The organism is Mycobacterium mantenii (genome assembly GCF_001667865.1).
GTDB lineage: Bacteria > Actinomycetota > Actinomycetes > Mycobacteriales > Mycobacteriaceae > Mycobacterium > Mycobacterium mantenii_A.
The window spans coordinates 111,490-137,654 of record NZ_LZJP01000100.1 but is presented as its reverse complement, the minus strand read 5'-3'; the positions used below and the strand labels follow the sequence as shown (position 1 = coordinate 137,654).

The following is a 26,165-nucleotide window of genomic DNA, read 5'->3' as shown; positions in this document are numbered from 1 at the left end:
AACGAACGAAGATATCTGTGAGGTCGTCTGCGATGGTGCAGTTCGACGGTCTGCGCCCGGCTCGGCTCAAGGTGGGCATCATCTCGGCCGGCCGGGTGGGCGCCGCGCTCGGTGTCGCGCTGGAGCGCGCGGACCACGTCGTGGTGGCGTGTAGCGCCATCTCCCATGCGTCGCGGCAGCGGGCGCAGCGCCGGCTGCCCGATACGCCGGTGGCGACGCCGCCGGATGTGGCCGCCGGTGCCGAGCTGTTGCTGCTCGCGGTTCCCGACAGCGAACTCGCCGGCCTGGTTTCCGGGTTGGCCGCGACGTCGGCGGTGCGGCCCGGAACCATCGTGGTCCACACGTCGGGCGCCAACGGGATCGGCATTCTCGAGCCGCTGGCCCGGGACGGCTGCATCCCGCTGGCGATTCACCCGGCGATGACGTTCACCGGTGCCGACGAAGACATCAGCCGGCTGTCGGATGCCTGCTTCGGCGTCACCGCGGCCGACGAGGTCGGATACGCGATCGGGCAATCGCTGGTCTTGGAGATGGGCGGCGAGCCCTTCTGCGTCGCCGAGGACGCCCGCGTCCTCTATCACGCCGCGCTGGCCCACGCCGGCAACCACATCGTGACCGTGCTGGCCGACGCGCTCGACGCCTTGCGCGCCGCGCTGCGCGGCAGCGAACTGCTCGGCCAGCAGTCCGTCGACGACCAGCCCGGCGGCATCGCCGAACGCATCATCGGGCCGCTGGCCAGGGCCGCGCTGGAGAACACCCTGCAACGCGGGCAGGCCGCGCTCACCGGCCCGGTGGCGCGCGGCGACGCGGCCGCGGTCGCCGGGCACCTGGCCGCGCTGGGTCAGGTCTCCCCGGAGTTGGCGCAGGCGTACCGGGTGAACGCCCTGCGGACCGCCCAGCGCGCGCACGCCCCCAAGGATGTGCTGGAGGTGCTGGCGCCATGAGACCCGGCAGGTCACCGGCCTTCACCGCCGGCGAACTCAACGTCTACTCCGCCCCGCGCGATGTCACCGACGTCAGCCGCGCGCTGCGCCACACCGGGCGCCGGGTGATGCTGGTGCCCACCATGGGCGCGCTGCACGACGGGCACCTGGCGTTGGTGCGCGCGGCCAAGCGAGTGCCCGGTGCGGTGGTCGTGGTGTCGATCTTCGTCAACCCGCTGCAATTCGGCGCCGGCGAGGACCTCGACGCCTACCCCCGCACCCTGGACGACGACATCGCGTTGCTGCGCCCCGAGGGCGTCGAAATCGTCTTCACCCCAACGGCGGCCGCGATGTATCCCGACGGTCTGCGCACCACCGTGCAGCCCGGTCCGCTGGCCGCCGAACTCGAAGGAGCTGTGCGCCCAACGCATTTCGGTGGCATGTTGACGGTCGTGTGCAAGCTGCTGCAGATCGTGCGCCCGGACCGGATCTTCTTCGGCGAGAAGGACTATCAGCAGCTGGTGATGGTCCGCCAGATGGTCGTCGACCTCAACATCGACGTGCAAGTCGTCGGGGTGCCGACGGTTCGGGAATCCGACGGCCTGGCGATGTCGTCGCGCAACCGCTACCTGGACGACACGCAACGCGAACTGGCCGTGACGCTTTCGGCGGCGTTGACGGCCGGTGCGCACGCCGCGCACCACGGCGCCGCGGCCGCGCTCGCGGCGGCCCGCGCGGTGCTCGACGCCGTGCCCGCGCTCACCGTCGACTACCTCGAGCTACGCGACGCCGGGCTCGGCCCGGCGCCCGCCAACGGTTCGGCCCGGCTGCTGGTTGCGGCCCGGCTGGGCACCACGAGGCTGCTGGACAACATCGAAATGCAGATTGAAACACCCGCCGGCACCGCTGGGCCGGACGGACACCACGATTACGCCCAATCACCTTGGAGGAATTGATGTTAAGGACGATGCTCAGGTCGAAGATCCACCGGGCCACCGTCACGCAGGCCGACCTGCACTACGTCGGCTCGGTGACCATCGACGCCGATCTGATGGACGCCGCGGACCTGCTCGAGGGCGAACAGGTGACCATCGTCGACATCGACAACGGCGCCCGGCTGGTCACCTACGCGATCACCGGCGAACGCGGCAGCGGTGTGATCGGAATCAACGGTGCGGCAGCTCATCTCGTTCACCCGGGCGACCTGGTGATCCTGATCGCCTACGGGACCATGGAAGAGGCGGAGGCGCGGTCCTATGAGCCGCGCATCGTCTTCGTCGACGCCGACAACAAGCCGATCGACCTTGGTCACGACCCGGCGTTCGTGCCCGCCGACGCGGCCGAGCTACTGGATCCCCGGATCGTTGCGCGGTAGCCGTGCTGCTGGCGATCGACGTCCGTAACACCCACACCGTCGTCGGATTGATATCGGGCTCCAAAGAGCACGCAAAAGTCGTGCAGCAGTGGCGCATTCGCACCGAGGCGGAAATCACCGCGGACGAGTTGGCGCTGACCATCGACGGTCTGATCGGCGACGATTCCGAGCGGCTCACCGGCGCCGCGGCGCTGTCCACCGTTCCCTCGGTGCTGCACGAGGTGCGGGTCATGCTCGACCAGTACTGGCCGTCGGTGCCCCACGTGCTGATCGAGCCCGGGGTGCGCACCGGCATCCCGCTGCTCGTCGACAATCCCAAAGAGGTCGGCGCCGACCGGATCGTCAACTGTCTGGCGGCTTTTCACCGATTCAACAGCCCCGCCATCGTCATCGACTTCGGCTCCTCGATCTGTGTGGACGTCGTGTCGGCCAAAGGCGAATTCCTCGGCGGCGCGATCGCGCCCGGATTGCAGGTGTCCTCCGACGCCGCCGCGGCCCGCTCGGCCGCGCTGCGCCGGGTGGAGTTGACCCGTCCCCGTTCGGTGGTCGGCAAGAACACCGTCGAGTGCATGCAGGCGGGCGCGGTGTTCGGCTTCGCCGGACTGGTCGACGGCCTGGTGGGACGCATCCGCGAGGACGTGGACGGCTTTGCAGGCGACGACGTCGCGATCGTCGCCACCGGTCACAACGCGCCGCTGCTGCTGCCCGAGTTGCAGACCGTCAGCCATTACGACCAGCACCTGACCCTGCACGGCCTGCGGCTGATCTTCGAACGCAACCGCGACGCCCAGCGGGGCCGGTTGAAGCCGGCACGCTGACACACCGGCCGCGCACCGCGGCGCGCACACAAAGCCGTCGGCGCAGCCCCAAAGCCCGGTCCTTTAAGCTGGCACGTCGTGAGTGCCGACGATGCAGATATTCCCGAGCAGTACCGGATTCGCCGGGATAAGCGCGCTCGGTTACTCGCCGAGGGACATGACCCCTACCCCGTCGCCGTCGAACGCACCCACACGCTGGCGCAGGTCCGTGCCGCCCATCCCGACCTGCCGGTCGACACCGCGACCGACGACGTCGTCGGGGTCGCCGGCCGGGTCATCTTTGCCCGCAACTCCGGCAAACTCTGCTTCGCCACGCTGCAGGAGGGCGACGGCACCGCGCTGCAGGTGATGATCAGCCTCGACAAGGTCGGCCAGCAATCCCTCGACGCGTGGAAGGCCGACGTCGACCTCGGTGACATCGTCTACGTGCACGGCAACGTGATCAGCTCGCGGCGCGGCGAATTGTCCGTGCTTGCCGACTGCTGGCAGATGGCGTCCAAGTCGCTGCGTCCGCTGCCCGTCGCGCATAAGGACATGAGCGAAGAGACGCGGGTGCGGCAGCGATACGTCGACCTGATCGTCCGCCCGCAGGCGCGCACTGTAGCGCGGCAGCGTATCGCCGTCATCCGCGCGATACGCAACGCATTGGAACGCCGCGGGTTTCTCGAAGTTGAAACCCCAATACTTCAGACGCTGGCCGGTGGCGCGGCCGCGCGGCCCTTCATCACCCATTCCAATGCGCTAGACATCGATCTCTACTTGAGGATCGCACCCGAACTGTTCCTCAAGCGCTGCGTTGTAGGTGGTTTCGACCGGGTTTTCGAACTAAATCGAGTGTTCCGAAACGAGGGTGCGGATTCCACCCATTCTCCGGAATTTTCCATGCTGGAGACCTACCAGGCGTACGGAACCTATGACGATTCGGCAGTAGTGACGCGTGAGCTTATTCAAGAGCTAGCCGACGAAGCGATCGGAACCCGACAACTACCGCTACCCGACGGCAGTGTCTACGACATAGACGGAGAATGGGCTTCCATACAAATGTACCCGTCACTGTCGGGGGCACTCGGTGAAGAGATCACACCGGAGACGACGGTCGAACGATTGCTCGGCATCGCCGATCAGCTCGGTGTCGAGATCCCTAGTGACCGGGGCTACGGACACGGAAAGATCGTCGAGGAACTGTGGGAGCACACGGTGGGCAACGCACTCGACGCGCCCACGTTCGTAAGGGATTTCCCGGTCGAGACAACGCCTTTGACGCGTCAGCACCGCAGCATCGCGGGCGTCACCGAGAAGTGGGACCTGTATCTGCGCGGAGTCGAACTGGCCACCGGGTACTCCGAATTGACCGACCCCGTGGTGCAGCGTGACAGGTTCGCCGCGCAGGCGGCCGCGGCCGCGGCCGGTGACGACGAAGCCATGGTGCTCGACGAAGACTTTCTTGCAGCACTCGAGTATGCGATGCCGCCATGTACCGGAACGGGAATGGGTATCGACCGGCTGTTGATGACTTTGACCGGACTGTCAATTCGAGAGACAGTTTTGTTCCCGATTGTTCGCCCGCAAGCGTAGTTGAAAATCCAACTGTGCGTTGTCCGTACCGATTGAGTATGCTGCGCTGTTATGGCACATTGGTGACCGGGGAGGCCGATCCAATCTGCTCAGTAACTGTTCAGGACGAAATGCGAGGGTAAGCCAATGGCAAAAAAAGTGACCGTCACCTTGGTCGATGATTTCGACGGTGCCGGCGCAGCCGACGAAACGGTGGAATTCGGGCTTGACGGGGTGACCTATGAGATTGACCTTTCGTCCAAGAATGCCGCGAAACTGCGCGGGGATCTGAAGCAATGGGTGGAAGCCGGGCGTCGCGTCGGCGGCCGTCGGCGCGGGCGTTCCGGCTCGGGCCGGGGCCGTGGCGCGATCGATCGTGAGCAGAGCGCAGCCATCCGCGACTGGGCTCGTCGGAACGGCCACAACGTGTCGACGCGCGGCCGCATCCCGGCCGACGTGATCGACGCATTCCACGCGGCGACCTAGCAGTCCTCAGACCGGCGCCCGGGGCTCCACACCCGGGCGCCGGTTTGTCATTTCGCTGGGCGCGAAACAATCGTCGGGCGGCTTGCGGAAACGAATCGGAACCCCACAACGTTTCTTCAGTTACGGGGCGCAACGCCGCAGGCAGTCGCAGGTGAGATTGGCCCCGGAAATGCCGAGCGGGTCAGCAGCGAAGAACCCACGGCAAGGTTAGGCCCGCTGGCAAGCCGACCATTACAGTGGAGGCAGGTACGCGATTCCGGCCACAGAGGACCGGCACTGGGCCGCCAACAGGTTTGTACCGATGTGAGGGAGAGCAGGTAACCCGATGTTTGAAAGATTTACCGACCGTGCCCGCAGGGTCGTCGTCCTGGCGCAAGAAGAGGCCCGGATGCTCAACCACAACTACATCGGCACCGAGCACATCCTGCTGGGTTTGATTCACGAGGGTGAAGGCGTCGCGGCGAAGTCGCTGGAGTCGCTGGGCATCTCACTCGAGGGCGTTCGCAGCCAGGTCGAGGAGATCATCGGCCAGGGCCAGCAGGCGCCGTCGGGACACATTCCGTTCACGCCGCGCGCCAAGAAGGTCCTCGAGCTGAGCCTGCGCGAGGCGCTGCAGTTGGGCCACAACTACATCGGCACCGAGCACATTCTGCTGGGCCTGATCCGCGAGGGTGAGGGCGTGGCCGCGCAGGTGCTGGTGAAGCTGGGCGCCGAGCTGACCCGGGTGCGCCAGCAGGTGATCCAGTTGCTGAGCGGCTACCAGGGCAAGGAGGCCGCGGAGGCCGGCACCGGTGGCCGCGGCGGCGAATCCGGCAGCCCGTCCACCTCGCTGGTGCTCGACCAGTTCGGCCGCAACCTGACCGCCGCGGCGATGGAGGGCAAGCTGGACCCGGTCATCGGCCGCGAGAAGGAAATCGAGCGGGTCATGCAGGTGCTGAGCCGGCGCACCAAGAACAACCCGGTGCTGATCGGCGAGCCCGGCGTCGGTAAGACCGCCGTCGTCGAGGGCCTGGCCCAGGCCATCGTGCACGGGCAGGTTCCCGAGACGCTGAAGGACAAGCAGCTCTACACGCTGGATTTGGGTTCGCTGGTGGCGGGCAGCCGCTACCGCGGTGACTTCGAGGAGCGCCTGAAGAAGGTCCTCAAGGAGATCAACACCCGCGGCGACATCATCCTGTTCATCGACGAGCTGCACACCCTGGTGGGTGCCGGCGCCGCCGAGGGCGCGATCGACGCCGCGAGCATCCTGAAGCCGAAGCTGGCCCGCGGAGAGCTGCAGACCATCGGCGCGACCACGCTCGACGAGTACCGCAAGTACATCGAGAAGGACGCCGCGCTGGAGCGCCGCTTCCAGCCCGTGCAGGTGGGCGAGCCGACGGTGGAGCACACCATCGAAATCCTGAAGGGTCTGCGCGACCGTTACGAGGCGCACCACCGGGTGTCGATCACCGACGGCGCGATGGTCGCCGCGGCCACCCTGGCCGACCGCTACATCAACGACCGGTTCCTGCCCGACAAGGCGATCGACCTGATCGACGAGGCGGGCGCGCGGATGCGGATCCGCCGGATGACCGCGCCGCCAGACCTGCGCGAGTTCGACGAGAAGATCGCCGAGGCGCGCCGGGAGAAGGAATCGGCGATCGACGCCCAGGACTTCGAAAAGGCGGCCAGCCTGCGCGATCGCGAGAAGCAACTGGTGGGCCAGCGTGCCGAGCGCGAAAAGCAGTGGCGCTCAGGCGATCTCGATGTGGTCGCCGAGGTCGACGACGAGCAGATCGCCGAGGTGCTGGGCAACTGGACCGGCATCCCGGTGTTCAAGCTCACCGAGGCCGAGACCACCCGGCTGCTGCGCATGGAGGACGAGCTGCACAAGCGGATCATCGGCCAGGAGGACGCCGTCAAGGCCGTCTCCAAGGCGATCCGCCGTACCCGGGCCGGGTTGAAAGACCCCAAGCGCCCGTCGGGTTCGTTCATCTTCGCCGGACCTTCCGGTGTCGGTAAGACCGAGCTGTCCAAGGCGCTGGCCAACTTCCTGTTCGGCGACGACGACGCGCTGATCCAGATCGACATGGGCGAATTCCACGACCGGTTCACCGCGTCGCGGTTGTTCGGTGCCCCGCCGGGATACGTCGGCTACGAAGAGGGCGGCCAGCTCACCGAGAAGGTGCGGCGCAAGCCGTTCTCGGTGGTGCTGTTCGACGAGATCGAGAAGGCGCACCAGGAGATCTACAACAGCTTGTTGCAGGTCCTCGAGGACGGTCGGCTCACCGACGGTCAGGGTCGCACGGTCGACTTCAAGAACACCGTGCTGATCTTCACGTCGAACCTCGGCACGTCGGACATCTCCAAGCCGGTCGGCCTGGGCTTCACCCAGGGTGGCGGTGAGAACAACTACGAGCGGATGAAGCAGAAGGTCAACGACGAGCTCAAGAAGCACTTCCGGCCGGAGTTCCTCAACCGCATCGACGACATCATCGTCTTCCACCAGCTGACCAAGGACGAGATCATCCGGATGGTCGACCTCATGATCAACCGCGTCGCGACCCAGCTCAAGAGCAAGGACATGGCCCTCGAGCTGACCGACAAGGCCAAGGCCTTGCTGGCCAAGCGCGGCTTCGACCCGGTGCTGGGTGCCCGCCCGCTGCGGCGCACCATCCAGCGCGAGATCGAGGACCAGCTCTCCGAGAAGATCCTCTTCGAGGAGGTCGGTCCGGGACAGGTGGTCACGGTCGACGTCGCCAACTGGGACGGCGAAAGCGCCGGCGAGGACGCGACGTTCACCTTCACCGGAACCCGCAAGCCGCCCGCCGAGCCGGACCTGGCCAAGGCGGGGGCGCACAGCGCCGCCGACCCGGGGCCGGACGCGCAGTAACGACCAGCAAAAGCGGGCGGTCAGTCTCAACCGGGGCTGACCGCCCGTTTTTCGTTGCACGAAGACTGCATCGATCACCGGTTGCTCGGCAAACCACGGGGTTTACACTGACCGTTGTCATCGACGGGTACCGGAATCTGGTGAAAGTCCAGAACGGTCGCGCCACTGTCCAAAGTCAGACCCGGGACTCGTCATACCCCAGCGGGGACGCGTAATCCCCAGAAGGAGTCGATTGTGTCCCACCCACAGCTAACCGGCCGCCGCACCCGATCGGTCGATCTGTCCGCGGCGAGCACCGCACTCTGGCTGGCGGCGACCGTTTTCCTCGCGGTGCTGGCGCTGTACTTCGTCGGCGTCGACCAGGGGGCGGTCTCGCTGTTCGGCAGCGACTCGCACGTGCATGAGTTCGTGCACGACGCGCGGCATCTCCTCGGCTTCCCCTGCCACTGACCCCGTCTCGTGGAGAAACGCCTTATCGCGGGCGGTCTTCTGGCGGGTGCGCTCGGCGCGGTGCTGGCGTTCGTCTTCGCCCGCCTGTGCGCCGAACCCGTCATAGGCCGCGCAATCGCTTTTGAAGAAGGCCGCACCGACGCCGAGAATGCGCATGGCGTGCACGAGCACGGCGCCGAGTTGTTCAGCCGCGGCGTGCAAGCGGGTCCCGGACTGGGATTCGGTGTGCTGATCTTCGGCCTGGCCATGGGCGCGCTGTTCGCCGTGCTGTTCAGCGTCGTATACGCCCGCACGGAAGTCGGCCGACCGCAAGCGCTTTCGCTGCTTTTGGCGGCCGGGGCGTTCGGGGCGGTGTACGTGGTGCCGTTCTTGAAATATCCGCCGAACCCGCCGGCGGTCGGACAGGCCGACACGATCGGCGCGCGCACCGGCTGGTACCTGGCGATGGTGGCGGCGTCGGTGGTGCTGGCGATCGGCGCGGTCTGGCTGGCGCGGCGCCTGGCCGCGCGGTTCGGCGAGTGGAACGCGCGACTGCTGGCGGCCGGTGCGTACCTGGTGGCGGTCGTCGTGGTGGCGGTGCTGCTGCCGGGCGTGGACGAGATCCCCGAACCGCTGCGCGACGGCGCGGGCACGATCATCTATCCGGGTTTCCCCGCCGAGGTCCTCTACGAGTTCAGGCTGCTCTCGCTGGCCACGCAGCTGGTGCTGTGGGCGGGCATCGGGCTGGTCTTCGCGACGATCAGCGGGCGGCTGCTTTCGGAGCGGGCTCAGGGCGGGCGGGCGTCGAGCATCGCGGCGTGACCGAGGTCGTCCGGCTGACCCTGTTCTCGCATGGCATGACGGATGCCATGGCGGACGGGCGTTTTCCCGCCGACGAACCGCTGAACGCGATCGGCCGACGACAGGTCGAGGCGGTCAACGCCGGCGCGGCACCGCGCCAGCTGTGCGGACCCGAACGGCGCACCCGGCAGACCGCGAATCTGCTTGGCCTGCAAGCCGAAACAGAACCGCTGCTGGCCGATCTCGACTGCGGACGGTGGAGCGGGGAGGCGCTCGCGGCCCTGCCGCCCGGGGAACTCGAGGCGTGGCTCGGCCGGCCGGTCGCCGCGCCGCACGGCGGTGAGTCGATCGCCGACCTGATCTCCCGGGCGGCGCGGTGGCTGGAGTCGTTGACCGCCAACCCATTACGCACGGTCGCGGTGACACACCCGGCGGTGGTCCGGGCGGCCATCGTGGCAGCGCTGAACATCGCCCCGGCATCGTTTTGGCGCATCGACGTCGCACCCGTCGGCCGCGTCGTCATGCACTTCCGGGATGGCCGTTGGACGCTGCGCCTGTGAGCCTCAGCGCGGGGCGATCAGCGCGAAGGCCTGTTTGGCGACCTTGAGCATCCAGCTGGTCACGGTCGGGCCGTGATCGCGCGGCCAGTTCAGCTGAAAGCTGACCACCCACGGCTGGCCCGTCTTGTCGACGGCGTACCAGCTGAACGTCAAATCGCCCGGCAGCCCCCCGGCTTTCGCGCCGATGTAGGGCCAGGTGTTGCGGTCGAGCTGGATACCCGCGACCGCGGAGAGTATCTCGCGCACCGGTGCGGCCTTGCCGACCGCGTCGGCCTGCAGCGCCGCGTGGACCCGGCAGATGTCCTCGGCGTTGCCGTACCACTCCGCGCCGTACGAGGACGCCGGCGAGTGGGCCCGCATCGGATCCGGGTCGTATGGCGTCGAATTCGCCTGCTCCAGCAGCTGCCCGCGGACTTGCGGCGATCCGTGCTCCCATTGGCCGCGCAGGTCCGGTCTGCCCCACCCAACGGAGAACAACTCGTACATGGTCGGGAACGGGGTCATGCTGGCCGGGTCGTGATGGCCGGCCGTGGCGAGCGCCTCCTCGATGGCGTGCGTGCCCATCTTCCCGATCAGCAGGTCGGTCGCCATGTTGTCACTGGTGGCGATCATCTTTTCGGCGGCGGTACGCACCGAAACATGCGCCCCGGCGGGCAACGCCAATCCCGACGAGCCGACCGCCCGGCTCTTGTCGGTGACGGTCAGCTGGTCATCCCAGGACACCGTCCCGTCCTTGATCGCGCCCGCCAGCGCATGCAACACGTAGAGCTTGAAAATCGATGCCAGGGGCAAGGATTCGCGCGTGTTGGTGCCCGCCACCGGGTTGCAATGCCCGTCGTCGACCTTGGCGACCTGATAGGAGTAGCGCGCACCGGTCTTGCTCAGCACCGCGTCGATGTCGTGCCACGAGTTGATCGTGGGCGCCTGGGTGTCGAGATCGAACCGATCCACCCACCCGCCGTCGTCGGTGTGAATCCGGATGTTTTGCCGGGCACCGTAGGACGAGGTCAGGTGCAGGGTAGCCACGTTCGCGCCGAGGTCGACGCCGTCAAGGGCGAACGGACGGTCCCACCACAGCGCCTCCATGGTGGTTTCCACCGACTCGACCTCGTCGGGTGCGGCGAGGGTGCGGACCCCGACCGGGCCGATGGGCCAGTCCGAGTTGAGCATGTCCAGCGTCTGTTGGGCCCGGATGCCGGGCGGGGTGCGGGTGTCGATCTGTCGTCCCGGATTCGCCGCGTTCGCCTGCGGGGAGGGGTTGGGGGCGCAACCGGGCGCCGATGCCACTAGCAGTGCGGCGGCCGCGCTCAGCGTCAATGCGCGGCGCCAGGCCGGCAGCCCGCTAGCCAGCCTGCTTGTTGCCGGCAACGTCCATCACAACCTCGAATTCCAGCAGCGAGGCCCCGGTCGCCACCGGCTTCGCCCGCTCGCCGGAGTGCGCTTCGATGGCGGGCCCCTGCGCCCACGCCTGGAATGCCTCCTCGGACTCCCACTGGGTGACCACGAAGTAGCGGTTCTCGCCTTTGATCGGGCGGAGCAGCTGAAAGCCGAGGAAGCCGGGCTGGTTGTCGACGGCGTGCGCCCGGTGGGCGAACCGCTTCTCCAGCTCCGGGCCGGCGTCGGCGGGTACTTCGATTGCGTTGATCTTCACCACTGGCGACATGCCGCTAGGCTACCCCGCCCATCCCCGTGCTCGAGCCGTGGGCGGTGCACGCAAGATGGTGCTATGCCCAGCCAGCTGCTGACTTGCCACGGGGGATCCGGTGAGCCGCTGGTGCTGGTGCACGGCCTGATGGGGCGGGGGACCACCTGGCCGCGGCAGCTGCCCTGGCTGAGCCGGCTGGGCACCGTCTACACCTACGACGCGCCGTGGCACCGCGGCCGCGACGTCGACGATCCGCACCCGATCAGCACCGAACGGTTCGTGGCCGATCTGGCCGACGCCGTGAGCGCGCTGGCGGTGCCGGCCCGGATGGTCGGGCATTCGATGGGTGCCCTGCACTCCTGGTGTCTGGCGGCCGAGCGCCCCGAACTGGTTTCCGCGCTGGTGCTCGAGGACATGGCGCCGGACTTTCGCTGCCGGACCACCGGCCCCTGGGAACCGTGGCTGCACGCCCTTCCAGTCGAATTCGACTCCGCCGAACAGGTTTACGCCGAATTCGGGCCCGTCGCCGGGCAATACTTCCTGGAGGCCTTCGACCGCACCGAAACCGGTTGGCGGCTGCACGGTCACACCGCGCGGTGGATCGAGATCGCCGCGGAGTGGGGCACCCGGGACTATTGGACGCAATGGCGCGACGTGCGCGTGCCCGGACTGCTCATCGAGGCCGGCAATTCGGTCACCCCGCCCGGGCAGATGCAAGAGATGGCCGAAACCGGCTTCACGACAAGGTATTTGAAGGTGCCGGACGCCGGTCACCTGGTTCACGACGAGGCGCCCCAGTTGTACCGCGAGGTGGTCGAGTCGTTCCTGACGACGTTGCCTGCGCGCGACTGAGTCTCGCCGACGACTGCCTGATGTGCCGCCACGCAGCACGATATGATAAATTCTTCAATCGATCGAATATATAAAGCTTGTAGTCTTCAGGAGATTTGTGTTGACGGAGCCGCTGTACAAGCTCAAGGCGGAGTTCTTCAAGACGCTGGGGCACCCGGCGCGGATCAGGATCCTGGAGCTGCTCGTGACGGGCGACAAGTCGGTCGCCGAGCTGCTGCCCGAGGTGGGGCTCGAGGCGTCGAATCTGTCGCAGCAGCTCGGTGTCCTGCGCCGAGCCGGAGTCGTTGACGCGCTGCGGGACGGCAACGCGATGATCTACTCGATCGCCTCCCCGGACATCGCCGAACTGCTGATGGTGGCACGCAAGGTTCTCAGCGGGGTGCTCAGCGACCGTGTGGCGATGCTGGAAGACCTGCGCGCCGGCGGCGCGGAGTAGCGCCCGTGGGTTGGATCAGCAAGGCCTTGCGCGTCGGTCGCATCGCCGAACCGGCACCAGCCGCGCCGGGGCAGACGATCAAGCCGCCCGCCGGTGTGCGTGGTTCGCTTCAGATCCGCCACGTCGACGCGGGTTCGTGCAATGGCTGCGAGGTGGAGATCGCGGGGGCGTTCGGGCCGGTCTATGACGCCGAGCGGTTCGGTGCCCGCTTGGTGGCCTCGCCGCGGCACGCGGACGCGCTTTTGGTGACCGGAGTCGTGACACACAACATGGCCGGCCCGTTGCGCACCACGATCGAGGCCACGCCGCTGCCGCGGCGGGTGATCGCCTGTGGGGACTGCGCCATCAACCGGGGCGTTTTCGCCGACGCCTACGGCGTGGCGGGCGCGGTCGGCGAGGTGGTGCCCGTTGATCTGGAGATCCCGGGCTGCCCGCCGACGCCGGGCCAGATCGTCGCGGCTCTGCGGTCGGTGACCGGCAAGTGACGGCTGGGCTGGCGACCAGAGTGGTACCCGAACCGAGCCTGATGCGCCGCAAGGATTCTGGATACATCTGCGCGGGCGTGCTGACCTCGCTACTGGGTGCGGGCGGGGTATGGGTGGGCGCGCTGGGAATGTTCGGTTCGGTGCGCGTGGTCCGCATCGGATGGTTGCTTCCCCTGGCGGGTATCCAGCTGGGTCTCGACCCGCTGGGCGGATTCTTCATGGCGCTCACGGGCGCGGTCGCGGTGGTGGTCGGGCTATACACGATCGGGTACGCCCGGCGCGAGCAACTGGGAGCCGTCACCCTGACCGTCTTGCCGGCGTTTGTCGCCGCCATGTTGCTGGTGCCCGCCGCGGGGTCGGTCACCACTTTCCTGCTGGCGTGGGAATTGATGGCGGTCGCTTCGTTGGTCTTGGTGCTGACCCACCACACCGAACCGCAGGTTCGCTCCGCCGGATTGGTGTATGCGGTGATGACCCAGTTGGCGTTCGTGGCGATATTGGTCGGCCTGATGGTGTTGTCCGCGGCTGGTGGCGCGGACCGGTTCGCCGACCTGCACCGGGTATCGCAAGGTGCGCGCACCGTCGTGTTCTTGTTGACGCTCGCGGGGTTTGGTTCCAAGGCCGGACTGGTACCGCTGCACGCGTGGTTGCCGCGCGCCCACCCGGAGGCGCCGAGCCCGGTGTCGGCGCTGATGAGCGCGGCGATGATCAACCTTGGGGTGTACGGCATTTGCCGCATCGATCTGCAGCTGCTCGGGCCGGGGCCGCGTTGGTGGGGGCTGGTCTTGATGGCCGTGGGCGCGGTGTCGGCGCTGTACGGCGTGGTGCAGGCCTCGGTGGCCACGGATCTCAAACGGCTGCTTGCCTATTCGTCGACCGAGAACCTCGGGCTGATCACGCTGGCATTGGGGGCCGCCACCCTGTTCGCGGCCGCCGGCGCGCACGGCCCAGCGACGATCGCGGCGGCCGCCGCCATGCTGCACCTCGCCGCGCACGCGGCATTCAAGAGCCTCGGATTCCTCGCCGCGGGATCGGTGCTCGCCGCGACCGGGCTGCGAGACCTCGACCGGCTGGGCGGTCTGGCCCGGCGCATGCCGGTGACGACGACCTTGTTCGGGGTGGCCGCCCTCGGGGCGTCCGGGCTGCCGGTTGGCGCCGGGTTCGTCAGCGAGTGGCTGCTGGTGCAGTCGCTGATCCACACTGCGCGAGAGCATTCCGTTGTGTTGGCGTTGACCACGCCGCTGGCGGTGGGCGCGGTCGCGCTCACCACGGGTCTGGGCGTCGCGGCGATGGTCAAGGCGTTCGGGATCGGATTCTTGGCGCGTCCGCGTTCCGAGCAGGCGGCCCGGGCTGTCGAGGCGCCGCGCAGCATGCTGGCCGGCATGGCGCTGGCCGCGGCGGCCTGTCTGATGCTGGCCGTGGCACCCGCGTTTCTGGCACCCGCGCTGCGCTCGGCGATCTCCGCGCTACCGGTTGCCCGGGCGGTGGAATTCACCAATCTTGGCGCCCTGGTGCGCCTGCCGGGCCTGCAGGGGTCGATCGCACCCGGCGCGATCGCCGCCGGCATCGTGGTGGCCGCGCTGATCGCGGCGATGCTGGGGCGTTGGCGCCGGAGCCGGCGTCCGGCACCCGCATTATTGCCGTTGTGGGCCTGTGGCGCAGACGATCTCACCGCGCGGATGCAGTACACCGCCACGTCGTTCGCCGAGCCGCTGCAACGAGTCTTCGATGACATCCTGCGTCCCGACACCGACATTGAAGTCACTCACACCGCCGAGTCGCGTTATCTCGCTGAAAAGATCAGCTACCGCACCAGAATCTCCGATGCCATCGAGGAACGTTGCTACACGCCGGTGATCCGGGCGGTGGCTGCCGCTGGGGGTTTGGTGCGGCGCGCCCACACCGGCAGCGTGCACCTGTATCTGGCCTACGGTGCGCTAGGCGTGCTGATCGTCCTGGTGGTCGCCCGATGAACGTTCTCTCCTATGTCGCCGGGGCGGCCCAGATCGTCGGCGTGATGGCCGGGGCGCCGCTGGTGGTGGGCCTGACCAAGCAGGTGCGTGCGCGCTGGGAAGGCCGCGTCGGCGGCGGCGTCTTGCAGCCGTGGCGCGATATCGTCAAACAGCTTGGTAAACAACAGATCACCCCGCGCGGGACGACGGTGGTTTTCGCGGCTGCACCAGCCATCGTCGCCGGAACCACGCTGCTGATCGCCGCCATCGCGCCGCTGGTCGCCACCGGATCGCCACTGGATGCCAGTGCCGACCTGTTCGCCGTCGTCGGCCTGCTGTTCGTGGGCACTGCGGCGTTGACCCTGGCCGGCATCGACACCGGCACCTCGTTCGGGGGCATGGGCGCCAGTCGCGAGATCACCATCGCCGCGCTGGTCGAACCCACGATCTTGCTCGCGGTCTTTGCGCTGTCCATGCCGGCAGGATCGGCCAATCTTGGTGCCCTGGTGGCACATACGATCGCCCACCCCGGGCAGGTGGTGTCGCTGGCCGCGGTGCTGGCGTTCGCCGCGCTGGTGATCGTTATCGTCGCCGAGACCGGACGGCTGCCGGTGGACAACCCCGCCACCCATCTCGAGCTCACGATGGTTCACGAGGCGATGATCCTCGAATATGCCGGTCCGCGGCTGGCCCTGGTCGAGTGGGCGGCCGGGATGCGATTGACCTTGCTCTTGGCGCTGTTGGCAAACCTGTTCGCGCCGTGGGGCATTGCGGGGGACCGGCCCGGCGCCGTTGACGTCGTCATCGGAGTCGCGGCGGTGGTGGCCAAGGTCGCGTTGTTGGCGGGGCTGCTGGCCACCGTCGAGGTGTTCGTGGCCAAGCTGCGGCTCTTCCGGGTACCCGAGTTGCTGGCCGGATCGTTCCTCTTGGCGTTGCTCGCGGTCGTCGCCGCCAACTTCTTCGTGGTGCCGGCATGACCTACAGCACCTTTTCGGTACTCGTCGACCTCGCCGCCGGTGGCCTGCTCTTGGCCGCGGTGCTGATCGTCTGGCGCCGCGACCTGGTCGCCGTCATCCGCCTGCTGGCCTGGCAGGGCGTCGCTCTGGCGGCGATCCCCATCCTGCGCGGGGCATACGACCGCGACGGTGCGCTCATCGGTGTCGGTGTGGCGGTGCTGGTCTTGCGGGTCGCTGTGCTGCCGCGGCTACTGGCCCGCGCGGTCGGCGCCGAGGCGCAAACGCGCCGGGAAGCCACCCCATTGGTGAACACCGCCACCTCGCTCCTGATCACCGCGGTGTTGACGCTGGCCGCGTTCGCCGCCACTGGGCCCCTGGTGAATCTGCAGCCCGCAGCGACCACCACCGCAGTGCCGGCCGCTACCGCGGCGGTGCTCATCGCGCTGCTCGTGATGGTCACGCGGCGGCATGCGGTGTCGCAGGCGGCGGGATTTCTCATGCTGGACAACGGAATCGCCGCCACCGCGTTTTTGCTCACCGCGGGAGTGCCGCTGATCGTCGAACTCGGCGCCTCGCTGGACGTGTTGTTCGCGATCATCGTGATCGGCGTCCTGACGGGCCGCCTGTCTCGTGCGTTCGGCGGCGCCGATCTGGACGCGCTACAGGAGCTGCACGACTGATGACCGGTTTACTGCTCGCCGCGATCCTCACCCCGGTTGGTGCCTCGGTGGCCGTCCTGATTGCCGGCTGGCGCCGGGCGAGCGCGACGCTGATCCTGCTCTCGGCGGTGACGGTGCTCGCATGCGCCGTGGCGCTCGCGTTCCGGGTCGGGTCGGGCGCCCGGCTCGCATTCGGCGGGCTGCTGCGAGTCGACGCGCTCACCGTGACCATGCTGATTGTCATCGGAACCGTTGCCACACTGGCCACCTGGGCCAGCATCGGCTACCTGGACGCCGAACTCGCGCACGGCCACACCGACATGCGCGGTGCCCGGGTGTACGGCGCGCTGACGGCGGCCTTCCTGGCGGCGATGGTTGTCGCGGTGTGCGCCAACAACATCGGCGTGATCTGGATTGCGATCGAAGCGACCACGGTAATCACCGCCTTCCTGGTCGGCCACCGCAGAACCCGCACCGCGCTGGAAGCGACCTGGAAGTACGTCGTGATCTGCTCGGTAGGCATCGCGATCGCCTTTCTCGGCACCGTGCTGCTCTACTACGCCGCCGAGCATGCCGGGGCGCCGGCGGCTGCGGCCCTGAACCTCGACGTGCTGACGGCGCATGCCGGCGTGCTGAACCCGGACATCGCTCGACTGGCGGGCGGGCTGCTGCTGATCGGCTACGGCGCGAAAGTCGGGCTGTTTCCGTTCCACACCTGGCTGGCCGACGCCCACAGCCAGGCCCCCGCACCGGTTTCGGCGTTGATGAGCGGGGTGCTGCTGTCGGTGGCCTTCTCGGTGCTGATTCGCCTCAAGCCGATCGTCGACGCGGCCGCCGGGCCCAGCTTCATGCGATCGGGCCTGCTGGTGATCGGGCTCGCGACACTGGTGGTCTCGGCCCTGATGCTGACGGTGACACCGGACCTCAAACGAATGCTCGCCTACTCCTCGATGGAGAACATGGGTCTGATCGCAATCGCCGCGGCGGCCGGAACCACGCTTGCCATCGCTGCGCTGCTGCTGCACGTCCTCGCCCACGGCATCGGCAAGACGGTCCTCTTCCTGGCGAGCGGCCAGTTGCAGGCCGCCCACAACTCCACCGCGATCGCTGACATCAGCGCGGTGCTGCGGCGCTCCCGCCTGATCGGGGTGTCGCTCGCCGTGGGCGTGATCGTGCTGCTCGGCCTGCCGCCGTTCGCGATGTTCGCCAGCGAGCTGGCCATCGTCCGGTCGCTGGCCGACGCCCGGCTCACCTGGGGTCTCGCCGCGGGCATGCTGTTGGTCGCAGTTGCCTTCGCCGCGCTGGCCCGCAACTCCGGCCGCATCCTGTTGGGCGGCCCGGCCGCCGCGCCCGAAATCACCGTCCCGCGAACGGTCGCGGCCGCGCTGCTCGTCGGCATTGCCGCATCGATCGCCCTCGGTGTCACCGCCGGCCCCCTCACCGACTTGTTCACCGCCGCCGCCGGCGAGGTCGGGGGACCGCGGTGAGGTCGCAATGGCAGCGCCACCGCCTTTCTCAGGAGAGGCTGGCCGAGACCACGGAAGACCTGCTGGGCAAGGGTTTTCGCCTGGGTCTGGTGGCCGGGCACGACGACGGCGACGCCTTCCGTGTCGTTTATCTGTTCCTTGCCGGCTGGCCGGATCGGCGTGTCGAGCTCGAATGCGTTGTGCCGAAGGATGATCCGTCGGTTCGATCGCTGTCTTACCTGTCGTTTGCGGCCGGTCGCTTCGAGCGAGAAATGGCCGACCTGTACGGGATCCGGTGCGTCGGGCATCCCAAAGCGCGCCGACTGGTACGCCATGCCCACTGGCCCGAGGATTGGCACCCCATGCGTGGCGACGCGCCGCCCGTACCCCAATTCGATGGTGACGGCCATTTTCCGTTTGTCACCGTCGAGGGGCCCGGGGTGTACGAAATCCCGGTGGGCCCGGTGCACGCGGGGTTGATCGAACCCGGCCATTTCCGCTTCTCGGTCGCCGGCGAAACCGTGCTGCGACTCAAGGCCAGACTGTGGTTCGTCCACCGGGGGCTGGAGAAGCTGTTCGAGGGGCGGGCGCCGGGCGGCGCAGTCGATTTGGCAGAACGCGTCAGCGGCGACACGTCCGTTGCCCACGCGCTCGCCCACTGCCTCGCCGTCGAGGACGCTGTCGGGATGGAACTTCCCGACGAGGTGCACCGGATAAGGGCGCTGCTGGTCGAACTCGAACGGCTCTACAACCACGCCGCCGATCTGGGCGCGCTGGCCAACGACGTCGGCTTCGGGATCGCCCACGCGCACGCCCAGCGCATCCGCGAACAACTGCTGCGGCTCAACGCCGCCGTGACCGGGCACCGCCTGCTGCGGGGCGCGATGCGCCCGGGCGCGGTGGCATTGCAGGCGCTGCCGGATGTCAGCGCGCTGCGACGTATCGCCACCGATGTCGCCGAGGTCGCCGAACTGACCCTGCAGAACACCGTGGTGTACGACCGGTTCGCCGGGACGGCCATCCTGCAGCAGGACGACGCTCGCGCCCTCGGGTGCCTGGGCTATGTCGCGCGGGCCAGCGGAATGCGCACGGACGCCCGGCTCGAACACCCCACCACCGCACTCCCCGTCACCGAGGTCGACGCAGCCGCGGGCGACGTGCTGGGCCGCTACACCGTGCGGCGCGACGAATTCGCCGCGTCGACCGAGCTGGCCTGCCATCTGATTGAATCACACAGTGGCCCAATCGAATACGATGAAAAGCCACCGGCGCCGCGCGCACCCCGCAGCGGCATCGGCATCGTCGAGGGCTGGCGCGGCACCATCGTCCACCGCGTGGAAATCGACGCCGCCAATCGCATCACTCGCGCGAAGATCGTCGACCCGTCATGGTTCAACTGGCCCGCGCTGCCCGTCGCGATGGCCGACACCATCGTCCCCGACTTTCCGTTGGCCAACAAAAGCTTCAACCAGTCCTACGCCGGCAATGACCTCTGATACGCGCTACTCCTCGCCGGCCAGCGCGAACCGGCCGTCGCGCGTCTGCGTCACCAAGCCGTCGGCCAGCAGCGAATACAGCGCCCGGTCGCGCTGCGCGGTATCCGTCAGCCAAGCCACATCCAGCTGAGCGCGCGTCACCGGAGAATCGTTGGCGCGCAACACATCCATCAGCCGTCCGCGGACCTGACGGTCGGTTCCGGCGTAGGTCTGAACGCGGCGGGCCGGACCCTGCGCGGGCGGATGGCCGGCGTCCCGCCACGCGCACCGGCCCAGCGGGCACAGCCCGCAGCGCGGCGCGCGCGCCGTGCACACCGTCGCGCCCAGTTCCATCAGCGCGACGGAAAACTTCGGTGCAGTCCCATCGGCGGGCAGCAGCGCCGACACGTCGGCGTGGTCGCGGGTCTCCGACGGTGCGCCCGCGTCGGCCAGGCCGTGCACCACACGCGCCACCACCCGGCGCACGTTGGTGTCCACCACCGGGACCGGCTGTCCGTAGGCGAAGCAGGCAATGGCGCGGGCGGTGTAGCTGCCGACCCCGGGCAGCGTCAGCAGGGTGTCGACGTCCTCGGGAACCTCGTCGCCGTGATCGCGCGCGATCACGACGGCGCACTCGTGCAGCCGCTTGGCCCGGCGCGGATAGCCCAGCTTGCCCCAGGCGCGCAGCACGTCGGCGGCGCTGGCCGCCGCCGTGGCCGACGGGGTGGGCCAGCGCCGCACCCAATCCGTCCAGATCGGCAGCACCCGAGATACCGGCGTCTGCTGCAGCATGAATTCGCTGACCAGAATCTGCCAGGCGCTGACCCCGGGCTCACGCCACGGCAGATCGCGCCTCGAAGTTTCGTACCAGTGAACAAGATTGGCGGCTGATATGAACTCTGGGCCCGCAACCGGCGGATGCGGCATGATGTCAGCCATGCCTAACACCAGTCCGGTAACCGCGTGGAAATCACTCAAAGAGGGTAACGAGCGATTCGTCGCCGGTAAGCCGCAGCATCCCAGCCAAAGTGTTGAGCACCGAGCGAGCCTGGCCGCGGGTCAGAGTCCCACCGCGGTCGTGTTCGGCTGCGCGGACAGCCGAGTTGCCGCCGAGCTCATCTTCGATCAGGGCTTGGGCGACATGTTCGTGGTGCGCACCGCCGGGCAGGCCATCGATTCGGCGGTGCTGGGCTCCATCGAGTTCGCCGTGGCGGTACTCAACGTGCCGCTGATCGTCGTGCTCGGTCACGACAGCTGCGGCGCCGTCAAGGCGGCGCTGGCCGCGATCGACGAGGGCAACATCCCCGGCGGTTTCGTGCGTGATGTGGTGGAGCGCGTGGCCCCCTCGATCCTGATGGGCCGGCGCGAGGGCCTGAGCCGCGTCGACGAGTTCGAGAAGCGCCACGTCTGCGAAACCGTTGCGCAACTGACGTCTCGCTCGGCGATCATCGCCGAGCGGGTGGCCGCGGGCACGGTAGCGGTGGCGGGGGTCACCTACCACCTTGCGGACGGACGTGCCGAGTTGTGCGATCACGCCGGCGACATAGGTGAATAGCGCCGAATAGGGCGCCCGTGGGGCCGCGTTCCTCACCGCCACTACACGGCGGTCGGCCAGCAAACCTGACGACACGCCGAGGCGGGTCAGCCGAATCGATGTGACCTGGGCCTACGCTGCGAACGTGCTCGATCTGGAACCGCGTGGCCCGCTACCCACGGAGATCTATTGGCGGCGCAGAGGCCTGGCCATCGGCATCGCGGTCGTCGTGATCGGGATCGTGGCCGCCATCGTCATCGCCTTCATGGGGCATAGCGGGGGAGCCAAGCCCGCCAATGCCGACAAGGCCAGCGCCGCGCAGAACAAGCCGGGATCGCCCGCGCCCCAGGCGCCCCCACCGGCGGGACCCGAGGGCCCCGCTCCGGTGGCGCCGCCGGCGCAGGGCCAGAACCCCGAGACCCCCACACCCACCGCCGCGGTGCAGCCGCCGCCGGTGCTGAAGGAGGGCGACGACTGCCCCGATTCGACGCTGGCGGTCAAGGGCCTGACCAACGCTCCCCAGTACTTCATCGGTGACCAGCCGAAGTTCACCATGGTCGTCACCAACATCGGCCTGGTGGCCTGCAAGCGCGACGTCGGCGCCGCGGTGCTGGCGGCCTACGTCTACTCGCTGGACAACAAGCGGTTGTGGTCCAACCTGGATTGCGCGCCGTCCAACGAGACGCTGATCAAGACCTTCACACCGGGCGAGCAGGTGACCACCGCGGTGACGTGGACGGGCATGGGCTCGGCGCCGCACTGCCCGCTGCCGCGGCCGGCGATCGGGCCAGGCACCTACAACCTCGTCGTGCAGCTGGGCAATCTGCGCTCGATGCCGGTCCCGTTCGTCATGAACCAGCCGCCGCCGCCACCGGGCCCGGCACCCGGACCGGGTCAGCCGGGCGCCGTGCCGCAGCCGGAGGCGCCGCCGATGCCCGCGCCGCCGGCCGGCTGACGCCAACGCGGAATCAGCACGCAGCTAGCTCAATGAGTCGGTGATCGTCGACTCGGCCAGCTGCGACAGTCCTTCCCGCACATGGCGTGCCCACATCGCGCCGATGCCGTCGACCGATTGCAGGTCGCTGGCGCTGGCCGCCAGCACGTTCTGCAGCGTCCCGAACGAGCGGACCAACAGGTCGGCGTGGGCGAACTGCAGGCGGGGAATGCCGGCCAGCGCACGGTAGCCGCGCGGGCTGACCGCCGAATCCTGCGCCTCGGTGGTGGTCGGATAGCCGAAAACCTTTGCCAGGATGGTGAAGTCGAGCAACTCGGTGTCCGACAGCGCGTCCAGCTCGTCGAGCGTGGCCGTCATCTGCGCCTCGGACAACGGCTCAGGGCTGGCGTGATAGTCGCGCACGATCAGTTCGCGGGCGTTGTCGTTGCCGCCCAGCAGCTCGTCGAGCTGCAGCCGTAGCTGGCGGCCGTCGGTGCCGAGTTCGACCGCGTCGTTGTCGATCACCTGGCCGATCCGCCGGACCAGCTCGAGCCGCTGCACCACCGACATGACGTCGCGCAGCGTCACGAAGTCCTCGATCTCGGCGCGCGACAGCTGCCGGCTGACCTCGTCGAGCCTGATCTTGTAGCGCTCCAGGGTGGCGATGGCCTGGTTGGCTCGCGACAGGATGGTCGCCGAGTCCGCCACCACGTGGCGCTCCCCGCCCACGTAGACGGTCACGATGTTCATCGAGTGGCTCACCGAAATCACCGGATACCCGGTCTGGATCGCCGCCCGCTCCGCCGAGCGGTGCCGGGTTCCCGACTCGTCGGTGGCGATCGACGGATCGGGAACCAGCTGCACGTTGGCCCGCACGATGCGGCTGCCGTCGGTGGACAGCACGACGGCCCCGTCCATCTTCGCCAGCTCGCGCAGCCGGGTGGGCGCGTAGCGCACGTCGAGGGCGAAGCCGCCGTCGCAGATGGCCTCGACGGCTTCGTCGTTGCCGAGCACGATCAGCGCGCCGGTACGGCCACGCAGGATGCGTTCCAGGCCGTCACGCAGCCCGGTGCCCGGAGCCAGGCGGGCGACAGTCTCACGCAGGGTCGGACGAGTCACAACGTGTCATTCTTCAGGCCCGACGCGTCATGCGTCCAGCCGTCGCGGGCCTGCCGGCGTGCCGCCGCGGTGGTCGGCGATGTCGATCATGTGCTCGAGCGCCGCCACGATGGTGGGCGCCCGGAGCGCCCGCATCCCGCTGGGCACTATCTCGCGCCGGGGGTCGTCGCCGTCCGGGATGAGCGCAATGTTGAACCCTTGGCGCGCGGCTTCGCTCAGCCGCCGCTCCATGCCGCTGACCCGCCGGAGATCTCCGGCCAGTCCCACCTCGCCGATCATCACCGCCGTGGTGGGCAGCGGCAGGCTTGTGAGCGCCGAAGCCAGCGCGACCGCGACCGCCAGATCCGACGACGGATCGGTCAGCCGCATGCCGCCGACCGTGGACAGGTAGATGTCGTTGATGGCGATGGGCAGCCTGGCGTGCTTCTCCAGCACCGCGGTGATCATCGCGGCCCGGGAATGGTCGATGCCGCTGACGGCGCGCCGCGGCGAGCCGCCCGCGGGCGTGGCCAGCAACGCCTGCACCTCGCCGATGAGCGGTCGCTTTCCGTCGAGCGTCACCGTGATCGCGGTGCCGGGGACGGGCGCCGGACGCTGATCCAGGAACAGGTTCGACGGGTCGGCGACGCCGTCGATCCCGTTGTCGTGCAGCAGGAAGCACCCCACCTCGTCGGCCGCACCGAACCGGTTCTTGATCCCCCGGACCATCCGCAGCGAGCCGTTGCGGTCGCCTTCGAAGTGCAGTACGACGTCGACGAGATGCTCCAGCGAGCGCGGCCCGGCGATGGCCCCGTCCTTGGTGACGTGCCCGACCAGGATGAGCGCGACCCCGTTGGTTTTGGCCGCGGCGGTCAGCGCCGACGTCACCGCGCGCACCTGGGTGACACCGCCGGCCACGCCGTCGGCCTCGGTGGTGGACATGGTCTGCACCGAGTCCACGATCACCAGGGCCGGCTTGACCGTGGCGATGTGCTCGAGCACCGTGTGCAGGTCGGATTCGGCGGCCAGGTACAGCTCGTCGCTGCCGCAGCCGATGCGGTCCGCGCGCAGCCGGATCTGGCCGGCGGACTCCTCACCGGAGATGTACAGCGCGCGGCGGCCCGATTCCGCCCAGCGGTGCGCAACCTCGAGCAGCAGCGTCGACTTGCCCACACCCGGATCGCCGGCCAGCAGCGTCACCGAGCCGGGCACCACGCCGCCGCCCAGCACCCGGTCGAGTTCGTCTACGCCCGTCGTGCGGTGCTGGCTCGCGTTGGGGGCGATGGAAGTGATCGGCACGGCCGGGGACGCCGCGGCCAGGCCGGCGCGGCGGCCGGCGACCGCACTGAGAACCGGGACCTCGTCGACGGTGCCCCAGGTGCCGCACTCCAGGCAGCGGCCGACCCACTTCGCCGTGACATGACGGCATTCCGAACAGCGGTATTGGGAGCGCGCAGTTGCCACGTCATGACGGTATCGAGCCGCTACGACAACCCCGCGTCACGACAGGCGGTTAGCCCGCCTGGTTTTGCTGCGGCGGCATCAGGCCGGCCGAAATCGGCACCGCGACCGTGGCCTGCCCGGCCTTCTCGAAATTGAAGGTGAAGTTGTAGGTGAGGCCGTTCGAGATGGGCTTGGCCAAATTGACGGTGGCCTTGGCCGCCGCGGTGTTGGCGCCCACCGGGCCCGGCGCCACCTTCTGGCCGTCCGGCGTGCCGATGAACAGCGATCCGCCGGCGGGCAGCCGGGGGTCGCCGCTGACCGTCACCGTGCCGATGTCGCTGGTGATGCCGACCAGGCGGTCGGCCGAACTCGGCGACTGGTTGATCGCAACCAGCACCAGGTCCACGGTCCGGCCCGGCTGCAGGTAGTCGCCCGTCTGGTTGGCCTGGATCCGGATGTCGCGCAGCGCCACGTTTTTGAACGTGACCTTGTTGCCGTTGATGGCCGGCTCCTGGACCGCCATCTGCGAGACCTGGCCGGCTCCGCAACCGCTGAGCAGAGTGACCAGAACGGCAAGCACGCCGGCGACGGCGAACGCGGGCAGGCCGAGGCGGATCTTGAAGCGGTTCACTCTCTCAGGCCTCCTGCTGAGCCGATTCGACTGATGCAACTATGCACAGTAGTAGGAACGTCTCACGCGCGATACCGCGGGGCGCCAGACCAGCGCAGGAGCGCGAAAATGGGCCTCAAATAGGCCGCCGCCGGGCCGCTTCGATGGCGTTGGTAATGTGCTGCACTGCACGACTTGGTCCCCATGTCAACCCCTAGTCTGCGCGTGTTGTGCCCCTGACCTGCATCGTTGCTTCGCGCGTAGTTAGGCGGCCGTGTTAGGATGAAGTAACGAAAGGGGCTCGAATCAGATGATCTTCAAGGTCGGCGACACCGTTGTTTACCCACATCACGGTGCTGCGTTAGTCGAGGCGATCGAAACCCGGACGATCAAAGGGGAACAAAAAGAATATCTCGTCCTGAAGGTGGCGCAGGGAGACCTGACGGTTCGAGTTCCCGCCGAGAACGCTGAGTACGTCGGTGTGCGCGACGTCGTCGGACAAGAAGGTCTCGACAAGGTTTTCCAGGTGCTGCGCGCCCCGCACACCGAAGAGCCGACGAACTGGTCGCGCCGCTACAAGGCCAATCTCGAAAAGCTTGCTTCCGGCGATGTCAACAAGGTCGCCGAGGTAGTCCGCGACCTGTGGCGTCGCGACCAGGAGCGTGGTTTGTCGGCCGGCGAGAAGCGGATGCTGGCCAAGGCCCGTCAGATTCTGGTCGGTGAATTGGCGCTGGCCGAGAGCACCGACGACGCCAAGGCGGAGACCATCCTCGACGAGGTTCTGGCCGCCGCTTCCTGAAGG

27 protein-coding genes are annotated in these 26,165 nt (G+C 68.2%); 21 read left to right on the top strand and 6 right to left on the bottom strand.

Features of this window, described 5'->3' with window-relative positions; genetic code table 11:
- Positions 1–32 precede the first annotated feature (32 nt).
- From A5688_RS18120 to A5688_RS18075, 10 genes are all read left to right on the top strand, one after another.
- A complete protein-coding gene (locus tag A5688_RS18120) occupies positions 33–944 on the top strand; it encodes a Rossmann-like and DUF2520 domain-containing protein (protein ID WP_067911180.1) in 912 nt (303 codons plus the stop codon).
- Positions 941–1,879, top strand: a complete 939-nt coding sequence (panC, locus tag A5688_RS18115) for a pantoate--beta-alanine ligase (RefSeq protein ID WP_067911177.1) — start codon at positions 941–943, stop codon at positions 1,877–1,879. Before A5688_RS18120 ends, panC begins: the two co-directional genes overlap by 4 nt.
- Complete coding sequence (gene panD / locus A5688_RS18110) at positions 1,879–2,298, top strand: aspartate 1-decarboxylase (protein ID WP_067911174.1); 420 nt, start codon at positions 1,879–1,881, stop codon at positions 2,296–2,298. Before panC ends, panD begins: the two co-directional genes overlap by 1 nt.
- 2 nt (positions 2,299–2,300) lie before the next feature.
- Entirely contained in the window at positions 2,301–3,116 is an 816-nt protein-coding gene (locus A5688_RS18105) for a type III pantothenate kinase (RefSeq protein ID WP_067911171.1), read from the top strand.
- Positions 3,117–3,194: 78 nt separating this feature from the next.
- Positions 3,195–4,691, top strand: a complete 1,497-nt coding sequence (gene lysS / locus A5688_RS18100) for a lysine--tRNA ligase (protein ID WP_067911168.1) — start codon at positions 3,195–3,197, stop codon at positions 4,689–4,691.
- Positions 4,692–4,817: 126 nt separating this feature from the next.
- The gene (gene lsr2 / locus A5688_RS18095) at positions 4,818–5,156 is read left to right on the top strand and encodes a histone-like nucleoid-structuring protein Lsr2 (protein ID WP_066868403.1); all 339 of its coding nucleotides are present in this window, start codon (positions 4,818–4,820) and stop codon (positions 5,154–5,156) included.
- A 325-nt stretch (positions 5,157–5,481) separates the two neighbouring features.
- A complete protein-coding gene (gene clpC1, locus A5688_RS18090; RefSeq protein ID WP_067831284.1) occupies positions 5,482–8,028 on the top strand; it encodes an ATP-dependent protease ATP-binding subunit ClpC in 2,547 nt (848 codons plus the stop codon).
- Between the two features lie 234 nt (positions 8,029–8,262).
- Positions 8,263–8,478: a CbtB domain-containing protein gene (locus A5688_RS18085; protein ID WP_067911166.1), complete on the top strand. Its 216-nt coding sequence runs from the start codon at positions 8,263–8,265 to the stop codon at positions 8,476–8,478.
- A gap of 9 nt (positions 8,479–8,487) precedes the next feature.
- Complete coding sequence (locus tag A5688_RS18080) at positions 8,488–9,279, top strand: CbtA family protein (RefSeq protein ID WP_067911163.1); 792 nt, start codon at positions 8,488–8,490, stop codon at positions 9,277–9,279.
- Positions 9,276–9,818 (top strand): histidine phosphatase family protein, encoded by a 543-nt coding sequence (locus A5688_RS18075; protein WP_067911162.1) that lies wholly within the window; start codon positions 9,276–9,278, stop codon positions 9,816–9,818. The genes A5688_RS18080 and A5688_RS18075 overlap by 4 nt, the downstream gene beginning before the upstream one ends.
- Positions 9,819–9,821: 3 nt before the next feature.
- Here the strand turns inward: A5688_RS18075 and A5688_RS18070 are convergent, their stop codons facing one another.
- Both A5688_RS18070 and mhuD read right to left on the bottom strand, forming a co-directional pair.
- Positions 9,822–11,186 (bottom strand): serine hydrolase, encoded by a 1,365-nt coding sequence (locus A5688_RS18070; RefSeq protein WP_067911159.1) that lies wholly within the window; start codon positions 11,184–11,186, stop codon positions 9,822–9,824.
- Positions 11,161–11,481: a mycobilin-forming heme oxygenase MhuD gene (gene mhuD, locus A5688_RS18065; protein ID WP_007772332.1), complete on the bottom strand. Its 321-nt coding sequence runs from the start codon at positions 11,479–11,481 to the stop codon at positions 11,161–11,163. Before mhuD ends, A5688_RS18070 begins: the two co-directional genes overlap by 26 nt.
- Positions 11,482–11,544: 63 nt before the next feature.
- Here mhuD and A5688_RS18060 point away from each other — a divergent pair, with 63 nt between their 5' ends.
- From A5688_RS18060 to A5688_RS18025, 8 genes are all read left to right on the top strand, one after another.
- Entirely contained in the window at positions 11,545–12,315 is a 771-nt protein-coding gene (locus tag A5688_RS18060) for an alpha/beta fold hydrolase (RefSeq protein ID WP_067911156.1), read from the top strand.
- A 97-nt stretch (positions 12,316–12,412) separates the two neighbouring features.
- Positions 12,413–12,751: a lsr2/espR transcriptional regulator gene (locus tag A5688_RS18055; RefSeq protein ID WP_120312335.1), complete on the top strand. Its 339-nt coding sequence runs from the start codon at positions 12,413–12,415 to the stop codon at positions 12,749–12,751.
- A 5-nt stretch (positions 12,752–12,756) separates the two neighbouring features.
- The gene (locus tag A5688_RS18050; protein ID WP_067831272.1) at positions 12,757–13,236 is read left to right on the top strand and encodes an NADH-quinone oxidoreductase subunit B family protein; all 480 of its coding nucleotides are present in this window, start codon (positions 12,757–12,759) and stop codon (positions 13,234–13,236) included.
- Positions 13,237–13,277: 41 nt separating this feature from the next.
- Positions 13,278–15,209: a proton-conducting transporter membrane subunit gene (locus A5688_RS18045; protein WP_067911182.1), complete on the top strand. Its 1,932-nt coding sequence runs from the start codon at positions 13,278–13,280 to the stop codon at positions 15,207–15,209.
- On the top strand, positions 15,206–16,165 hold the full coding sequence (locus A5688_RS18040; protein ID WP_067911154.1) for a respiratory chain complex I subunit 1 family protein: 960 nt from the start codon (positions 15,206–15,208) through the stop codon (positions 16,163–16,165). Before A5688_RS18045 ends, A5688_RS18040 begins: the two co-directional genes overlap by 4 nt.
- Positions 16,162–16,824 (top strand): hypothetical protein, encoded by a 663-nt coding sequence (locus A5688_RS18035; RefSeq protein ID WP_067831267.1) that lies wholly within the window; start codon positions 16,162–16,164, stop codon positions 16,822–16,824. Before A5688_RS18040 ends, A5688_RS18035 begins: the two co-directional genes overlap by 4 nt.
- A complete protein-coding gene (locus tag A5688_RS18030; RefSeq protein WP_068268233.1) occupies positions 16,824–18,290 on the top strand; it encodes a proton-conducting transporter membrane subunit in 1,467 nt (488 codons plus the stop codon). The genes A5688_RS18035 and A5688_RS18030 overlap by 1 nt, the downstream gene beginning before the upstream one ends.
- A complete protein-coding gene (locus A5688_RS18025) occupies positions 18,287–19,765 on the top strand; it encodes an NADH-quinone oxidoreductase subunit C (protein WP_067907788.1) in 1,479 nt (492 codons plus the stop codon). The genes A5688_RS18030 and A5688_RS18025 overlap by 4 nt, the downstream gene beginning before the upstream one ends.
- A gap of 6 nt (positions 19,766–19,771) precedes the next feature.
- Here A5688_RS18025 and A5688_RS18020 read toward each other — a convergent pair whose 3' ends face one another.
- On the bottom strand, positions 19,772–20,683 hold the full coding sequence (locus A5688_RS18020) for an A/G-specific adenine glycosylase (protein ID WP_068268231.1): 912 nt from the start codon (positions 20,681–20,683) through the stop codon (positions 19,772–19,774).
- Here A5688_RS18020 and A5688_RS18015 point away from each other — a divergent pair.
- Both A5688_RS18015 and A5688_RS18010 read left to right on the top strand, forming a co-directional pair.
- On the top strand, positions 20,682–21,299 hold the full coding sequence (locus A5688_RS18015; protein WP_067831257.1) for a carbonic anhydrase: 618 nt from the start codon (positions 20,682–20,684) through the stop codon (positions 21,297–21,299). The genes A5688_RS18020 and A5688_RS18015 overlap by 2 nt on opposite strands.
- A gap of 124 nt (positions 21,300–21,423) precedes the next feature.
- Positions 21,424–22,233, top strand: a complete 810-nt coding sequence (locus A5688_RS18010; RefSeq protein ID WP_120312336.1) for a hypothetical protein — start codon at positions 21,424–21,426, stop codon at positions 22,231–22,233.
- 24 nt (positions 22,234–22,257) lie between these two features.
- On the opposite strand, the gene disA is transcribed toward A5688_RS18010, so the two are convergent.
- The 3 genes from disA to A5688_RS17995 are packed head-to-tail and all read right to left on the bottom strand — an operon-like array spanning position 22,258 to position 25,384.
- Positions 22,258–23,331: a DNA integrity scanning diadenylate cyclase DisA gene (gene disA, locus A5688_RS18005; RefSeq protein ID WP_067831251.1), complete on the bottom strand. Its 1,074-nt coding sequence runs from the start codon at positions 23,329–23,331 to the stop codon at positions 22,258–22,260.
- 27 nt (positions 23,332–23,358) lie between these two features.
- On the bottom strand, positions 23,359–24,774 hold the full coding sequence (gene radA / locus A5688_RS18000) for a DNA repair protein RadA (RefSeq protein WP_067831247.1): 1,416 nt from the start codon (positions 24,772–24,774) through the stop codon (positions 23,359–23,361).
- 49 nt (positions 24,775–24,823) lie between these two features.
- Positions 24,824–25,384 carry a hypothetical protein gene (locus A5688_RS17995; protein ID WP_067831242.1) on the bottom strand — a complete coding sequence of 187 codons (561 nt, stop codon included), beginning with the start codon at positions 25,382–25,384 and terminating at the stop codon, positions 24,824–24,826.
- A 289-nt stretch (positions 25,385–25,673) separates the two neighbouring features.
- Here A5688_RS17995 and carD point away from each other — a divergent pair, with 289 nt between their 5' ends.
- A complete protein-coding gene (gene carD / locus A5688_RS17990; protein ID WP_003419482.1) occupies positions 25,674–26,162 on the top strand; it encodes an RNA polymerase-binding transcription factor CarD in 489 nt (162 codons plus the stop codon).
- The last annotated feature ends 3 nt before the right edge of the window (positions 26,163–26,165 follow it).

Excerpts from the sequence above, each read along its gene's own strand:
- panD (WP_067911174.1), top strand. The coding sequence starts at position 1,879 with ATGTTAAGGACGATGCTCAGGTCGAAGATCCACCGGGCCACCGTCACG.
- lsr2 (WP_066868403.1), top strand. The coding sequence starts at position 4,818 with ATGGCAAAAAAAGTGACCGTCACCTTGGTCGATGATTTCGACGGTGCC.
- A5688_RS18040 (WP_067911154.1), top strand. The coding sequence starts at position 15,206 with ATGAACGTTCTCTCCTATGTCGCCGGGGCGGCCCAGATCGTCGGCGTG.
- mhuD (WP_007772332.1), bottom strand. The coding sequence starts at position 11,481 with ATGTCGCCAGTGGTGAAGATCAACGCAATCGAAGTACCCGCCGACGCC.
- A5688_RS18120 (WP_067911180.1), top strand. The coding sequence starts at position 33 with ATGGTGCAGTTCGACGGTCTGCGCCCGGCTCGGCTCAAGGTGGGCATC.
- clpC1 (WP_067831284.1), top strand. The coding sequence starts at position 5,482 with ATGTTTGAAAGATTTACCGACCGTGCCCGCAGGGTCGTCGTCCTGGCG.
- carD (WP_003419482.1), top strand. The coding sequence starts at position 25,674 with ATGATCTTCAAGGTCGGCGACACCGTTGTTTACCCACATCACGGTGCT.
- A5688_RS18020 (WP_068268231.1), bottom strand. The coding sequence starts at position 20,683 with ATGGCTGACATCATGCCGCATCCGCCGGTTGCGGGCCCAGAGTTCATA.
- panC (WP_067911177.1), top strand. The coding sequence starts at position 941 with ATGAGACCCGGCAGGTCACCGGCCTTCACCGCCGGCGAACTCAACGTC.
- A5688_RS18015 (WP_067831257.1), top strand. The coding sequence starts at position 20,682 with ATGCCTAACACCAGTCCGGTAACCGCGTGGAAATCACTCAAAGAGGGT.
- A5688_RS18045 (WP_067911182.1), top strand. The coding sequence starts at position 13,278 with ATGCGCCGCAAGGATTCTGGATACATCTGCGCGGGCGTGCTGACCTCG.
- A5688_RS18030 (WP_068268233.1), top strand. The coding sequence starts at position 16,824 with ATGACCGGTTTACTGCTCGCCGCGATCCTCACCCCGGTTGGTGCCTCG.
- A5688_RS18060 (WP_067911156.1), top strand. The coding sequence starts at position 11,545 with ATGCCCAGCCAGCTGCTGACTTGCCACGGGGGATCCGGTGAGCCGCTG.
- A5688_RS18035 (WP_067831267.1), top strand. The coding sequence starts at position 16,162 with ATGACCTACAGCACCTTTTCGGTACTCGTCGACCTCGCCGCCGGTGGC.